This is a genomic window from Pseudomonas sp. CCNWLW23, assembly GCF_037095675.1.
Lineage (GTDB): Bacteria > Pseudomonadota > Gammaproteobacteria > Pseudomonadales > Pseudomonadaceae > Aquipseudomonas > Aquipseudomonas atacamensis.
Genome location: NZ_JBAWKM010000036.1, coordinates 17,738 through 31,773, shown reverse-complemented (window position 1 = coordinate 31,773; position 14,036 = coordinate 17,738). Strand labels below are relative to the sequence as shown.

Annotated in this window: 10 protein-coding genes and 2 pseudogenes; all 12 read right to left on the bottom strand. The window is 61.4% G+C overall.

The window, feature by feature from the left end:
- Positions 1–203: pseudogene (locus tag V8J63_RS27010) on the bottom strand (hypothetical protein); the annotation flags it as partial.
- 99 nt (positions 204–302) lie between these two features.
- Entirely contained in the window at positions 303–995 is a 693-nt protein-coding gene (locus V8J63_RS27005; protein ID WP_016775384.1) for an anti-sigma factor, read from the bottom strand.
- Positions 992–1,519 carry a sigma-70 family RNA polymerase sigma factor gene (locus tag V8J63_RS27000; protein ID WP_024013494.1) on the bottom strand — a complete coding sequence of 176 codons (528 nt, stop codon included), beginning with the start codon at positions 1,517–1,519 and terminating at the stop codon, positions 992–994. Before V8J63_RS27000 ends, V8J63_RS27005 begins: the two co-directional genes overlap by 4 nt.
- Before the next feature lie 161 nt (positions 1,520–1,680).
- Positions 1,681–2,202 carry a DUF3455 domain-containing protein gene (locus tag V8J63_RS26995; protein WP_016775383.1) on the bottom strand — a complete coding sequence of 174 codons (522 nt, stop codon included), beginning with the start codon at positions 2,200–2,202 and terminating at the stop codon, positions 1,681–1,683.
- 184 nt (positions 2,203–2,386) lie between these two features.
- The gene (locus V8J63_RS26990; protein WP_336464922.1) at positions 2,387–4,021 is read right to left on the bottom strand and encodes an ABC transporter ATP-binding protein; all 1,635 of its coding nucleotides are present in this window, start codon (positions 4,019–4,021) and stop codon (positions 2,387–2,389) included.
- A 1-nt stretch (position 4,022) separates the two neighbouring features.
- Entirely contained in the window at positions 4,023–5,045 is a 1,023-nt protein-coding gene (locus V8J63_RS26985) for an ABC transporter permease (RefSeq protein ID WP_056788667.1), read from the bottom strand.
- Positions 5,045–6,109: a microcin C ABC transporter permease YejB gene (locus tag V8J63_RS26980; protein WP_133336935.1), complete on the bottom strand. Its 1,065-nt coding sequence runs from the start codon at positions 6,107–6,109 to the stop codon at positions 5,045–5,047. The genes V8J63_RS26985 and V8J63_RS26980 overlap by 1 nt, the downstream gene beginning before the upstream one ends.
- Before the next feature lies 1 nt (position 6,110).
- Positions 6,111–7,976 (bottom strand): annotated as a pseudogene (locus V8J63_RS26975) (extracellular solute-binding protein).
- Between the two features lie 226 nt (positions 7,977–8,202).
- Complete coding sequence (locus V8J63_RS26970; protein ID WP_336464921.1) at positions 8,203–10,914, bottom strand: TonB-dependent receptor; 2,712 nt, start codon at positions 10,912–10,914, stop codon at positions 8,203–8,205.
- A 211-nt stretch (positions 10,915–11,125) separates the two neighbouring features.
- Complete coding sequence (locus V8J63_RS26965; protein WP_016775377.1) at positions 11,126–11,527, bottom strand: ExbD/TolR family protein; 402 nt, start codon at positions 11,525–11,527, stop codon at positions 11,126–11,128.
- Entirely contained in the window at positions 11,527–12,234 is a 708-nt protein-coding gene (locus V8J63_RS26960) for a MotA/TolQ/ExbB proton channel family protein (protein WP_122611220.1), read from the bottom strand. The genes V8J63_RS26965 and V8J63_RS26960 overlap by 1 nt, the downstream gene beginning before the upstream one ends.
- A 45-nt stretch (positions 12,235–12,279) precedes the next feature.
- Entirely contained in the window at positions 12,280–13,113 is an 834-nt protein-coding gene (locus tag V8J63_RS26955; RefSeq protein WP_336464920.1) for a TonB family protein, read from the bottom strand.
- Between the last annotated feature and the right edge of the window lie 923 nt (positions 13,114–14,036).

The window sequence follows — 14,036 nt, the reverse complement described above, 5'->3', positions numbered from 1 at the left end:
CCTTCAGCAACACGGCGTTCGATCAGACGATCCGAACCGCCTTCAGCCAGACGGCTTTCGATCAGCTTGTCCGAACCGCCTTCGGCGATCATGGTGTGCGCCGGGGTGGCGGCGAAAGCGTTAACTGCGAAAACCGAGAAAGCGATGCTGAGAAGAGTCTGGCGTTTCATGATGGTGTGCTCCGGGGTGTTATTGGTTGGTATGGAGCTGATGTTACGCCCGGAATTTTTTATGAGAACTTCATTGCCGTGATGGTGAACATCGACGTCGATGATGGTTGCGGACAACCGCGTAGCAGAGCCTCAGAGCACCTTCACCGCACGCCCGATCGCCTGAATCGGCCCGGTCGGTTTGCCGATCGGCGAGCCATTGGCGCCTTCCAGGGTCAGCTCAAACAGCTGGTTCGGCTGCAACGGCGGCAGTTTGTCCAGTGGCACCGACAACGCCTGCCCCGGCTTGACCAAGCCCAACGACACCGGCCCCGACCAGCCGTCAGCCTTGGTCCAGAACTCCAGCGCCTTGTCCGCCGGCACCTCGACCACTCCTAACGGAATCAACTGGATCTCGCGCGCATTGCTCGCCTGAATCACCCAGCCCGGCGCCTTGTCCTGCGGCGCGACCAGCACCACCAGATAACTCGGTTTCGGCGCAGTCTGCGTCAGCAGCATCGTGCCGAGGATCAATGTCGCCGCCAGCCCGGCCGCGCTCAAGCCGCGCCACAGCGGCAGCAGATTCCACCACGAGGTTAGCGGTTTCTTCACCGTCAGCCGTTCGAGACTGCGTTCGATACGAGGCCATAACTGCGCCGAGGGTTGCTGAGGTTCGGCCAGATCGGTCAGCTCCAGCAGGCGCCGCTCCCAGGCATCCACCGCTGCACGCAGTTCGGGATCGTTCGGCAGGCGCCGTTGCACCTCGATGCGCTGCTCGAACGACAAGGTGCCGAGCACGTATTCGCCGGCCAGTTCATCCCGTTCCTGCGCTGATTCGCCGGTCATCCCATGCACTCCCGCAAAGCATTGAGGCTGCGCTTGATCCACGCTTTGACCGTGCCCAGCGGCGTGTCGAGGCGCGCGGAAATCTGCGCGTGGCTGTAACCGTCGACGTAGGCGTGGAGGATGCAGCTGCGGCGCTGCGGTTCCAGTTGCTCGAGGCAGCGATGAATGCGTGCCGAGTGAACATCGACCGCCTCATCAGGCGCCGCTGCCTCATGTTCTTCGCTGAACGGCGTTTCCCGACTTTGCTTGCGCAGCTGATTCAAGGCCAGATGCCGGGTCACGCTGAACATCCAGCCCCGCGCCGAACCCCGCGCCGGATCGAACCCGGCCGCGCCGTGCCAGATCTTGATGAACGCCTCATGCACGATATCCTCCGCCAGCGCCGTATCGCGCACCAGCCGCTTGGCCACACCGAGCAGGCGCGGGCCTTCCTGCACATACAAATCGCGCAAAGCCGCGCGCTCGCCCCGGGCACAGGCGGCGAGGCGGGCTTCGTAATCGAAAACGGATTCGGCTAAAGGCATGGGGTGCAATCTAGCTCACATTTCCCAAACATCCAGACGCATGGTTCCTTGTGGGAGCGAGCCTGCTCGCGAATGCGGTGGGTCAGAAAGTAATAAGGCGACTGACCTTCCGTCTTCGCGAGCAGGCTCGCTCCCACAGGATTGTGCACTGCTTCTGAATATCAGTTAGCCGCCCAGAAAATATAATCCGCCTGGTACTTCACCACTTCCTGCTTGCCCTTGTTTGCCATGGTGCACTCACTGCCGGGCGCGACGCCGCCCTTGAGCGCGACACGCTGGATGTAGCTGACCCCGGTCATCGCGCCTTTGCCCTCGGCCGGGTTGGCCTTGACCAGTTGATAGGGCAGGTTGCCCGGGCTCGACGGTGCCACGGCGAGTTGTGTGCCGGTGACTTTCGAACCGTCCTTGGCTTGCCAGGTCGCTGGTGGTCCGAAATAGGTGCCGACCTGTTTGCCGCTGCGATCATTGAGCACCGCTTTCGGGCCGACAAAGGTCCATTCGGTCTGCCCGGCCATATTGGGTTTGTCGCGGCATTCGTAGGTGATCTCGCCAACCCCGGTGGTCTCCAGGGCAATCTTGTGCCCGTCCGGCACCTTGATCGCGTCGGGATAACTGCTCTGGGCGAAGGTGGTCGCGGTGAAAGCGAGCAAACCGGTGAAGCCAATCAGCTGGGTGATGTTCATCCGATGATTCTCCGAAAAGGGTAGGGCGCTGACAGCACCAGAGTGGGCTGTTACAGGGACTACCCGTGGCGGAGGCGATTGGATGCAGTGCCGGAAAAATAAATTTCAAACACCACCGATCAAACCTGTGGGAGCGAGCCTGCTCCGGGCGGCGTTCCGACGAAAGCGTCGGGTCAGTCAGCACTTATGTGACTGACGCACCGCATTCGCGAGCAGGCTCGCTCCCACAAGGCTCTCTGTAAGGCTTGAGGCCCGAGGCTTTCAGTAACTCTTGGGTGTACGGATGTTTCGGCGCAGCGAAAATCTCCCGCGACGAACCTTGTTCAACCACCTTGCCATCCTTGATCACCATCAAGTCATGCGCCAGCGCATGTACCACCGCCAGATCATGGCTGATGAACAGATAGGTCAGCCCATGCCTGATCTGTAACTGGCGCAGCAACTCCACCACTTGCTTCTGCACCGTGCGATCCAGCGCCGACGTCGGTTCGTCGAGCAGGATCAGCGCCGGTTCCAGCACCAGTGCGCGGGCGATGGAGATGCGCTGGCGCTGGCCGCCGGAAAACTCGTGGGGGTAACGATGGCGGCTTTGCGGGTCGAGGCCGACTTCCTCCAGCACGCGAATCACCGCTGCCTCGCGCTCGGCCTCGCTGCCGATGCCGTGGGTCAGCAAGCCTTCGGCGATGATCTGCTGCACTGACATGCGCGGGCTGAGGCTGCCGAACGGGTCCTGAAACACCACCTGAATCTGCCGGCGCAACGGGCGCATCAGGCGCTGATTGAGCAGGCTCAACTGCTTGTTGCCGAAACGGATATTGCCCTCTGATTCGACCAGTCGCAGGATCGCCTGACCCAGCGTCGACTTGCCCGAACCCGACTCGCCGACGATGCCCAACGTCTTGCCGCGTTGCAGGGTGAAACTGACCCCATCCACCGCTTTGATGTAATCCTGCTGACGGCTGAAGAGTTTTTTCGGCAGGGGAAACCACACCTTCAAATCATCGACTTCCAGCAGGTTGTGCTCGTACTCACTGGGCACTGGCGCGCCGCTCGGTTCAGCCTCGATCAACAAGCGGCTGTAAGGATGTTGCGGCGCCTGGAATAGCGTCTCGCAATCGGCCTGTTCAACGATCTCGCCTTGACGCATTACGCACACACGCTGAGCGATCCGGCGCACCAGATTGAGGTCGTGGCTGATCAGCAACAGCGACATGCCGAGGCGCTGCTGCAACTCGATCAGCAGCTCAAGAATCTTCTGCTGTACGGTTACGTCCAGCGCCGTGGTCGGCTCATCGGCAATCAACAGTTCCGGCTCGTTGGCCAGCGCCATGGCGATCATCACCCGTTGCCGCTGACCACCGGAAAGCTGATGCGGATAGGCTTTCAAACGCTGCGACGGCTGGCGAATACCCACCAGCTCCAGCAGCTCCAGGGTCCGCGCGCGGGCGGCGCGGCCCTTGAGGCCCTTGTGGATTTCCAGCACTTCGCTGATCTGTTTTTCCACCGTGTGCAGCGGGTTCAGCGAGGTCATCGGCTCCTGGAAAATCATCGCAATGCGATTGCCGCGCAGACCACGCATCTGCTGTTCGCTGGCGTGCAGCAAATCCACGCCGTTGTAGCGAATCGCGCCGCTGCTGCTGACGTTCTTGCCCGGCAACAGACGCAGAATCGAATGCGCCGTCACCGACTTCCCCGAGCCGGATTCACCGACCAGCGCCAGACACTCGCCACGGCGGATATCCAGGTTCACACCGTGCACCACTTCCTGCCCGGCGAAGGCGACGCGCAGGTCGCGGATCTCGATTAAATGGTCTTGCATGTCAGCTCCTCGGATCAAAGGCATCTCGGCACGCTTCACCGATGAAAACCAACAAAGACAGGATCAACGCCAGAGCAAAAAACGCCGTCAGCCCCAGCCACGGTGCCTGCAGATTGCGTTTGGCCTGGCCGATCAACTCACCCAGCGACGCGGTGCCGGCGGGCATGCCGAAGCCGAGAAAATCCAGCGCGGTCAGAGTGGCGATGGCGCCGGTGAGAATGAACGGCAGGTAGGTGAGGGTGGAAGTCATGGCGTTGGGCAGAATGTGCCGGCGCATCAGTTCGCTGTCGGTCAGGCCCAGCGCTCGCGCGGCTTTCACATATTCGAGATTGCGTCCACGGAGGAACTCGGCGCGCACCACGTCGACCAGCGCCAGCCAGGAAAACAGCGCCATGATCCCCAGCAGCCACCAGAAACTCGGCGAGACGAAGCCGGACAGAATGATCAGCAGATACAGCACAGGCAGCCCCGACCAGATTTCCAGAACGCGCTGCCCGAGCAAGTCGACCCAGCCGCCGTAGTAGCCCTGCAAGGCCCCGGCGAGAATGCCGATCAACGCGCTGATCGCGGTGAGGATCAGCGCGAACAGAATCGAGATCCGCGTGCCGAAAATCACCCGCGCCAGAACATCGCGGGCCTGATCATCGGTGCCCAGCCAATTGCTCGAAGACGGCGGGCTGGGTGCCGGTTCGGTGAGATCGTAGTTGACCGTGTCGTAGCTGAACGGGATCGGCGGAAACAGCATCCAGCCGCCCTGATCCTCGATCAGTTTGTGTACGTAACTGCTGGCGTAATCCGGTTGGAACGGCAGCTCGCCGCCGAAATCGGTTTCCAGGTAATCGCTGAGGATCGGAAAGTAAAAGGCGTCGTGGTAGCGGATCACCAGCGGCTTGTCATTGGCGATCAGCTCGCCACCGAGGCAGATCAGGCACAGGCCGATGAACAGCCACAGCGACCAGCGCCCACGGCGGTTGGCCTTGAATTGCGCGACGCGGCGCTGGCCCAGAGGCGACAGTGTGAACATCAGGCAGTCCTCGCCGAGAAATCGATGCGCGGGTCGAGCAGGGTGTAGCAGAGGTCGCCGATCAGCTTGATCAGCAGGCCGAACAGGGTGAACAGAAACAGCGCGCCGAACACCACCGGATAGTCGCGCGACACCGCCGCTTCGTAGCTCATGCGCCCGAGGCCGTCGAGGTTGAAGATGGTTTCGATCAGCAGGGAGCCGGCGAAAAACACTTCGATCAGCGCCGACGGCACGCCGGCGACCACCAGCAGCATGGCGTTGCGAAACACGTGGCCGTAAAGCACGCGCCTCTCGGTCAGGCCCTTGGCTCGTGCGGTGATCACGTACTGCCGGCTGATTTCGTTGAGAAAGCTGTTCTTGGTCAGGATCGTCAGCGTGGCAAAGCCGCCGATCACCAGCGCCGTGACTGGCAGTACGAGGTGCCAGAGGTAGTCGCCGACCTTGCCCAATGTGCTGAGGCTGTCGAAGTTGTCCGACACCAGTCCCTGCACCGGAAACCAGTTGACGTAGCTGCCCCCGGCGAACACCACGATCAACAGAATGGCGAAGAGAAACGCCGGCATCGCATAACCGACGATGATCGCGGTGCTGCTCCAGACATCGAAGGCGCTGCCGTTCTTGATTGCCTTGCGAATGCCCAGCGGGATTGAGATCAGGTAGGTGATCAGCGTCGCCCACAAGCCCAGCGACAGCGACACTGGCAGCTTCTGCACGATCAGGTCGGTGACCTTGGCGCCGCGAAAGAAACTGTTGCCCAGATCCAGTTGTGCGTAGTTTTTCAGCAGCAGCCACAGGCGTTCGTGCAGCGGTTTGTCGAAGCCGTAATGGTGTTTGATTTCCTCGATCAGCGCCGGGTCCAGCCCACGGCTGCTGCGCCCGGCACCGCCGACCGCCGCGACTTCGCCGCCACCGCCCATGCTGTGCCCGCCAAAGCCTTGCAGGCGGGCGATGGCTTGTTCCACCGGGCCGCCGGGCGCGGCCTGCACGATAAGAAAATTCACCACCAGAATGCACAACAGCGTGGGGATGATCAGCAGTAATCGGCGACTCAGATAACGCAGCATGTCACTGGCCTCCCGCAAGCTGAGCGCTCATCTGCTGAGTCGTCAGCGGCCTGGCCGAGACTTCCCACCAGGTGTTGAGACCTTCGTCATACGAAGGTTGCACGGCGGGCATGCCGAAGCGGTTCTGATACACCGTCGGCGTGCCTTTGGAGTAGTAGTTGGGAATCATGTAGTAACCCCATTGCAGCACCCGGTCGAGGGCGCGGGCGTAATGCACCATGGCTTCGCGGCTGTTGGCCTGGACCAGCCCGTCAATCAGTTGATCGATTGCCGGATCGGCCAGCACCATCGCGTTCGAGCTGCCGACTTGCGTGGCACTTTGCGAGCCGTACAGGCTGTACAGCTCGCGGCCCGGGGAGACGATCGGATCGCCACTGCGCGGGAAAGCGCAGACGATCATGTCGTAATCGCGGGCGTTGAGACGGTTGATGTATTGCGCCGAATCGATGCGGCGCAGATTGAGTGTGATGCCGATCTGCGCGAGGGTGCGTTTGAACGGCAGCAGCATGCGATCGAAGCCGCCCTGACCATCGAGAAAGGTGAATTCCAGCGGCTCGCCGGCGGCGTTGACCAGACGATTGTTTTTCGCCGTCCAACCGGCTTCGCCGAGCAGCTTCAGCGCTTGCAATTGCTTGTCGCGGATGTAGCCGCTGCCATCGGTTTTCGGCGCTTCATAGACCGTGGTGAACACCTCGTCAGGGACCTTGCCGCGCAACGGTTCGAGGATCTTCAATTCCTCGGCATCGGGCAGGGCGCTGGCGGCCATTTCACTCTTGGGCCAGAAGCTGTTCTGACGCACGTAGAAGCCACGCATCATCTGTTTGTTGGTCCACTCGAAATCCCAGAGCAGGCTGATCGCCTCGCGCACTCGGCGGTCGTGGAAGATCGGGTTTTGCAGGTTGAACACAAAACCTTGGGCGGCGGTGGGTTTGTCCGGCGCGAGGATCGACTGCTGCAAACGACCGTCGCGCAATGCCGGGCTGTCATAGCCGACCACATAACCGGACGAGGAGAACTCGCGGTTGTAGTCGAACGCGCCGGCCTGCAACAGTTGGCGAGCGACGTCGGTGTCGCCGTAGAAATTCACCGTCAGGCTGTCGAAGTTTCACATGCCGCGACTGACCGGCAGGTCCTTGCCCCACCAGTCCGGGTCACGCTGGAAACTGATGCTGCGCCCGGCGTCGACCTTGCTCACCCGGTACGGGCCGCTGCCCAGCGGTGGCTCGAAGCCGCCGCCGTTGGCGAAGTCGCGGGTTTTCCACCAGTGCTCGGGCAGCACGCGCAGCGTCGCCAGATCCAGTGCAAGGGTGCGATTGAGGTTGTTCTTGAAGGTGAAACGGACCTGCCGTGGACCTTCGACCAGCACGTCCTGCACGTCGGCGTATTGCTGGCGGTAACTCAGGCTGCCCTTGGTCATCAGCAGGTTGAAGGTGTAGCGCACGTCTTCGGCGGTGATCGGCGTGCCGTCGGCAAAGCGTGCCTTGGGGTTGAGGGTGAAGCGCACCCACAAACCCTCCGGATCGCGCTCGATCTGCTGCGCAACCAGAGCGTAAACGGTGTAGGGCTCATCCAGCGAACGGAACGCCAGCGGCGCGTAAACCCAGTCATTGACCTGCACCACGGAAATGCCCTGATCGGCATACGGCGTGATGTAGTTGTACTGACCGATCTCCATCGACGCACGGCTGAGCGAACCGCCCTTGGGCGCGTCGGGGTTAACAAAATCGAAATGCTTGAAGCCGGCCGGATACTTCGGCGCCTCGCCATACACCGTCAGCGCATAACTGCCGCCGGCCAGCGCCGAAGTGCCAGTGCACAGCAGCGCACTGCCGAGTAGCAGGCCAGCCATGTTGCGCAAAAAACTCATGAAGTCACCCTTGAAATCCCTGAAGGAACCCGGACCCCCGGTGGGAGCGAGCCCTTGTGGCGAGGGGATTTATCCCCGATCGGCTGCGCAGCAGTCGCAAGATCAATGCATGCGGTACTTCTGATGCTCCGCGTTGGCAGGTCTTGGGGGCGCTTCGCACCCCATCGGGGATAAATCCCCTCACCACAAAGGCTCGCTCCCACAGAGGGATGCGTTTTATTTGGGGTTAGAAGTGGTAAGTCATGCGCGCAAACAATGTCCGGCCCAGCGGGTCGGTGTAGCGCGGGTCATAGCCGCTCTGGAAGTTGTAGGCCTGGTTGGAGAAGGGCGGGTTGCGATCGAACACGTTCTTCATCCCGGCATCAACATCGAGCACTTTGTTGAAGGTGTAACCGGCCGACAGATCCCACACCGAATACGAGGCCACCCGCGCGTGCGTCTCGCGGTCGTAATCGTTGTAACCGGTGGTGAAGCGGTTGGTCAGCGCCGCCCGTGCCGCGCCGAAGGTCCAGCTACCGGTGAGGTTGTGCTTCCAGCGCGCGATCACGCCGTCACCCTGAAAATCGCCGACCTTGTCGGTGAACGGGCCTTTGATGGTGCTCTGGAAGTCGTACTCGTCGACATAGGTGCCTTGCAGGCCGAGACCAAACTGACCGTACGGCGTGTTCGGGAAGCGATAGTCGAGCGATACGTCGACACCGTTGGTCTCGACGATGCCGAGGTTGGCGTTGCCGGTAACGATGTAGTTGAGCGTGCCGTCGGCGTTGCGCACGAAGCGATCCGGATAGGAGCCGGCCTGATCGAACACGGTGGATTCCGGGAACGGCTGGATCTGGTTGGAGATGTGAATCCACCAGAAATCCAGACCCACCGACAGATTGCTGATCGGTTGGTAGACGAAGCCCAACGTCACGTTGCGCGCCTTCTCCGGGGCCAGATCCTCGTTGCCGCCAATCTGGTTGAGGAATTGCTGACCGCAATCACGCCCGCCGTTACCGCCCGGTTGCACCACGCCGCCGGTACACAGCACGGGATCGTTGTAGAAACCCTGGGTGAAGGTGATGCTGCGCGGCGAATACAGTTCATACAGCGACGGCGCGCGGAAACCTTCGCTGTAGGCGCCGCGCACTACCAGCTCTTTCAACGGCTGATAACGGAACGAGTATTTCGGGTTGGTGGTGCTGCCGAAGTCGCTGTATTTGTCGTGGCGCACAGCGGCGGACAATTCAAGGCTGTCGAGCACCGGCACGTTGAGTTCGGCATAGGCGGCCTTGACGCTGCGGTCGCCCTCGACGCTGCCGGCCGGGTCGATGCCGAGGCTCTGGATGTCGCCGGCGAACGACTCGAAATCCTGATGGAATTTCTCCTTGCGGTACTCGCCGCCCAGCGCCAGACCGGACGGACCTGCGCCGAACCAGTCGCCGATTTCACGGCTGACGCGGCCATCGAAACCGGCGACGCGGCCCACGGCTGTGGAGTAGGCGCCGTGGTACGCGGCGGCATCGATGTACTGCTGGCCGGCAGCGGTCTGCGGGCCGAACGGGTTGAGCAGACCGCTGGCCAGCCCGTCAATCATCGCCTGGTCGCTGACATAACCACTGGTGACGCTGGAGACGATTTTGTTCTGGTTGTACGAGGCGCCGACGTTGTAATCCCAGCCGCCAACCAGACCATCGAAGCTCAGCAGAAAGCGCTGGCTGGTGTTCTGGTCTTTCGATTCACGCGGGCCGGCGGCAGTCTCGCGCCAGTTGACGTCGACTGGCTGCGTCGGGTCGAGGGCGAAATCGGTCGGCGCCGGGGTGATGCCGTTGCCGGGGTAGTAGGGCGAGGAAGAATCCAGGCTCAGACCAGTCAGTGGCGCCGGGCCGACGGCGACGGCGTTGTTGTTGCGCGACCAGAAATATTCGAGGTTGGCGTTGTGATCATCGCCGAGCTTGGCAGTGGTCTTGCCGAAGAACGAGGTCTTCTCGGTCTGTGGCACCAGGTCGATGAATTCACGGGTGCTGAAGCGGCACAAGCCGTCGCGGGCGATCAGGTTGGGGCCGTTGCAGTTGCTGTTGGCCAACGGGTTGGTGGCGTTGCCGTTCTGGCTGTAGTTGCCGGGAAACGCGGTGCCGGAGGTCTGATCGAGACCGCGACCGGGCGCGTAGTCGGTGGCGAAGGAGCGGTCGTTGGCGTCGAGGTTCTGCTGCTTGTTGTAGTTGAACACGCCGAGGACGTTGAAGCGGTCTTCTTCCAGATCGCCGTAGCCCCAACTGGCGCTCATGTCCTTGGTCGCGCCGCCACCGCTGTGGGTCGGCGTTTCGCCACCGAGGGTCAACGCGCCGTCGGTAAGGGATTTCTTGGTGATGAAGTTGATCACACCGCCGATGGCGTCGGTGCCGTACAGGGCCGAGGCGCCGTCGCGCAGCACTTCCACGCGTTCGATGGCGGCGAACGGGATCATGTTCAGGTCCACCGCGCCGCCGGCCGAGTTGGTCCCCGACAGGGCGTTGTTGGCCAGGCGTCGACCGTTGAGCAGCACCAGCGTCTTGTTCGCGCCGATGCCGCGCATGTCGGCAAACGACGCACCGCCCGTTGCCGCGCCGACGGAGCCGGCGCTGTTGTTGATCGACTGGCTGCCGGTGATGCGCTGCACCAGTTCGGCGGTGGTGGTCACGCCCTGTTTGCGCAGCTCTTCAGCCTTGAGAATGGTGATCGGCACCGCCGTTTCCGCATCGACCCGGCGAATCGCCGAACCGGTCACCTCGACCCGTTGCAGTTGCGTGGTCGGCGCTGCCACGACAGCAGCTGCCGGCGTCGCGCTGCTGTCGTCCTCGGCCGCTTGCACGGTCCCGGCGCCCATCCCCATGGCCACCAGATACAGCGGAACGAAACGGTGGCGAGACATCGTTGCCACCAAAGGTTTGAGCGTGAAGCGTGGAGTGTTCATCAGCATGGTTGTTTCCGATTTTCAGACGTTATCGAATTGGCCTTGTGAGCCGCTCATTGCTCCGCTTCCGGTGATACCGCGCGCGGAAAACCACTTTCTTCAAGCAAGCCGATCCCCTCCGAAGACGCGTAGCGTTGTTTCGGTCGGCCGGGTGCGACGGGATTTCTTTTATCAGCGGTGCCGGGCGGATGCTTTCAACAGCCGCCCGGCACCGCAGTCAGTGGGTGGTCATCACCGAAATCTTGCTGATGCCGGAGCGTTCGATCGATGCCATCGCCTTGGCCACCTGGCCGTAATTGACGGCGGCATCGGCCTGCAATTGCACACGCACTTCGGCGTCTTTGGCCTTGACCTCCTTGAGGCTGGCCTCGAGGGATTCCGGGGCCAGTTCGGTCTTGGCCAGATAGAACTTGCCGTCCTGATCGACGCTGACCACCACCGGGTCTTTCTTTTCGGCAGGGGCGACGGCGTCGGTTTTCGGCAGGTTGACCTTGATCGCGTTGGTCATCAGCGGCGCGGTGACAATGAACACCACCAGCAGCACGAGCATCACGTCGACCAGCGGCGTGACGTTCATTTCGCTGAGCACTTCATCGCTGTCTTGAGTGGAGAAGGACATCAGCTGGCCTCCCGCACGGCGTTGGTGCTTTTGCTGGCAATGGCCTGGCGGCTGATGGAAAACGCACTGCGCGAGGCGAGGGCGTCGAAGTCGTGGGCGAAGTCGTCCATGTCCGCCGAGGCGAGTTTCAGCCGACGCAGGAAGAAGTTGTAGATCAGCACTGCCGGCACCGCGACGGCGATGCCCACGCCGGTGGCGATCAGCGCGTGGCCGATAGGCCCGGCGACCGCTTCAAGGCTGGCCGAGCCGGTTTCGCCAATGCTTTGCAGGGCTTCCATGATTCCCCACACGGTGCCGAACAGGCCAATGAACGGCGCGGTGCTGCCGATACTGGCGAGAATCGCCTGGCCGTTTTCCAGCGAGCGGCGTTCTTTCTGGATCTGCTGGCGCAGGTTGCGTTCCAGGCGATCGGAACGGTTGATGGTGTGCGCCAGTTGCTGCGTGGTGCGCGGCGACTCTTCCACCAGCAGGGCTTCGAAACCGCTGCTGGCGATGCGCGCCAGCGAGCCTGGATACTGGCTGGCGTGTTCGGCGGCGGTGAGCAGGTCCGGCGCGCTCCAGAAGGCTTTGGTGAACTGTTTGTTCTGCGCTTTCTGGCGCAGGTACTGGGCCGACTTGACCAGCAGGATCGCCCAACTGACCACGGAAAACAGCACCAGGCCCCAGAGCACACCGGGGACAATCATCGAAGACAGTGAATCGTTCATGGCTACACCTCGCTTGCGTTAATCAGTAATGAGTCGGTTGCGCCGTCATTGCGGCAATTTGAAATCGATGGTCTGGGTGGCGAAGCCGTCGATCGGCGTGTCGCCGCGCTTGGCCGGAATGAACTTCCAGTTCTTCACCGCCGCGACGGCCGCCTCATCCAGTTGCGGTTTGCCGCTGGACTTGGTCACCGTCACGCTGCCGGCACGGCCGTTGGCCAGCACCTGAATGCGCAGCACCACGCTGCCTTCCCAGTTGCGGCGCAGCGCCAGCGACGGATATTCCGGCGGCGGGTTGCCAAGGCTGGCCAGGCCGGAAATCGCCGCCGACTCCTTGACCGGAGCGGGCGCAGCAGGGGGTGCCGGTGGTGCGCTTGGTGTTGTCGGCGCCGCAGGTGCGGCAGGTGCGGCAGGTTGCGCCGGGGCCGGCGGCGCTTTCGGTGGCTCGACTTTCTTCACCGGTTTGGGTTTCTCGACCGGTTTTGGTTTTTCGATTGGCTTGGGCTTCTCCACCGGTTTGGGCGGCGGCTTGACCGCGTCCTCGTCTTCCACCGGCTGCTCGGGTTCCGGCGGCGGTGGCGGCGGGGGCGGCGGTGGTGGTTCCGGTGTTGGCGGGGCCGGAGGCGTCGGGCTGGTCAGCTCGACGGTCATTTCCGGGATTTCCGGCGGCGTCGGCAGTGGCTCCGGCCGCGCCTGATGGAAGAACCACCACGCGCCGCCGTGTATCAGCGCCGACACGGCGATCAGCAAGAGCATCTGTGGTTTGTTCAACCCGCCGGGTCGTGACGTATTGGCTGTAAACGCCGGCCTGCCCGTTGCTGGCGGGACCGGCGCTTGCTGCAACGGCCCCGGCAGGGTTTTGTGCTTTACCGCATCGTTCATTAAAGCTCCCTCGGGTCAGATGAAGGGCAATAAGGTGCCGTCCGAACATCTGGCTGATGTTCGAGTGAGTAGGTGTAACTTTCTTCAAGGTGTACGCGGGCCGATAGTTGGACTATCTGTTTAAACGGCCTCGGACAAACTTAGTGGCTTAGTAGCGTCTATATCGATTGTTCATTATCCATTCCGTGGCTTGTTGTTGTGTGGAGACGTGAGCTGTCTCAGGTTTGTTACAGTTTGCAACAGGTGTGCCAGATGTTGCTGAAACGGGTTGAACTCATATCCTTCGGTGTTGCTGGTGTCGCATTTATATAAGTTTCAAGTTCGCCCACTGTTTATTCGGCGCGAAGTGGTCCTAAAGTCCTCGCAGAAGGGCTTTTTCCAGAGCGAGTCAGAGGGAACGCTGTATCACGCCAATCGGCGGGATAGAGCGGCTGCTCGGTGATCAGGCTTAGCACCTATCGGTGCGTAGCGAATCGATTTGGTGCAGGTCAGTCATTCAGCGGTTCACAGGACATGTTCCTTATTTTGATTCTGGAATATTGGTTAACTGCATCACATTCGGGCGTGCGCTTTTGGTGCAACTTCAATGACGGAAAGTCATTGTTCGACAATCCTGTTGTTGTGCCTTTTATTAATTGCCGTATTTAAAAAATAAATAACACTTGGCGCCCGGCGATCGCTTGATCGCCAGGCACGCAAAGTGTGCATTGGGTTTCAGGTAATAAAGGAGAAACGCGCCAGGCTGAATAGGCTCGGCTGAACTTGGGGCTGGATTTGCGAGTGAGTCGGGTATGTCGTACGGCGGAGCATTTGAAGATTCACAGGTGAACTCCTTATTGCCAGCTCGGACAGGCGAACTTTTGGTTCGCTGTCGCACCTTACAAGAACGCGGATAGCGTTCGATGAATGCTCTTGGTGCGGGA

Bases quoted from the DNA above. Each gene is read 5' to 3' on its own strand.
- V8J63_RS26980 (WP_133336935.1), bottom strand. From the start codon at position 6,109: ATGCTGCGTTATCTGAGTCGCCGATTACTGCTGATCATCCCCACGCTG.
- V8J63_RS26995 (WP_016775383.1), bottom strand. From the start codon at position 2,202: ATGAACATCACCCAGCTGATTGGCTTCACCGGTTTGCTCGCTTTCACC.
- V8J63_RS26990 (WP_336464922.1), bottom strand. From the start codon at position 4,021: ATGCAAGACCATTTAATCGAGATCCGCGACCTGCGCGTCGCCTTCGCC.
- V8J63_RS27000 (WP_024013494.1), bottom strand. From the start codon at position 1,519: ATGCCTTTAGCCGAATCCGTTTTCGATTACGAAGCCCGCCTCGCCGCC.
- V8J63_RS26960 (WP_122611220.1), bottom strand. From the start codon at position 12,234: ATGAACGATTCACTGTCTTCGATGATTGTCCCCGGTGTGCTCTGGGGC.
- V8J63_RS27005 (WP_016775384.1), bottom strand. From the start codon at position 995: ATGACCGGCGAATCAGCGCAGGAACGGGATGAACTGGCCGGCGAATAC.
- V8J63_RS26965 (WP_016775377.1), bottom strand. From the start codon at position 11,527: ATGTCCTTCTCCACTCAAGACAGCGATGAAGTGCTCAGCGAAATGAAC.
- V8J63_RS26955 (WP_336464920.1), bottom strand. From the start codon at position 13,113: ATGAACGATGCGGTAAAGCACAAAACCCTGCCGGGGCCGTTGCAGCAA.
- V8J63_RS26970 (WP_336464921.1), bottom strand. From the start codon at position 10,914: ATGCTGATGAACACTCCACGCTTCACGCTCAAACCTTTGGTGGCAACG.
- V8J63_RS26985 (WP_056788667.1), bottom strand. From the start codon at position 5,045: ATGTTCACACTGTCGCCTCTGGGCCAGCGCCGCGTCGCGCAATTCAAG.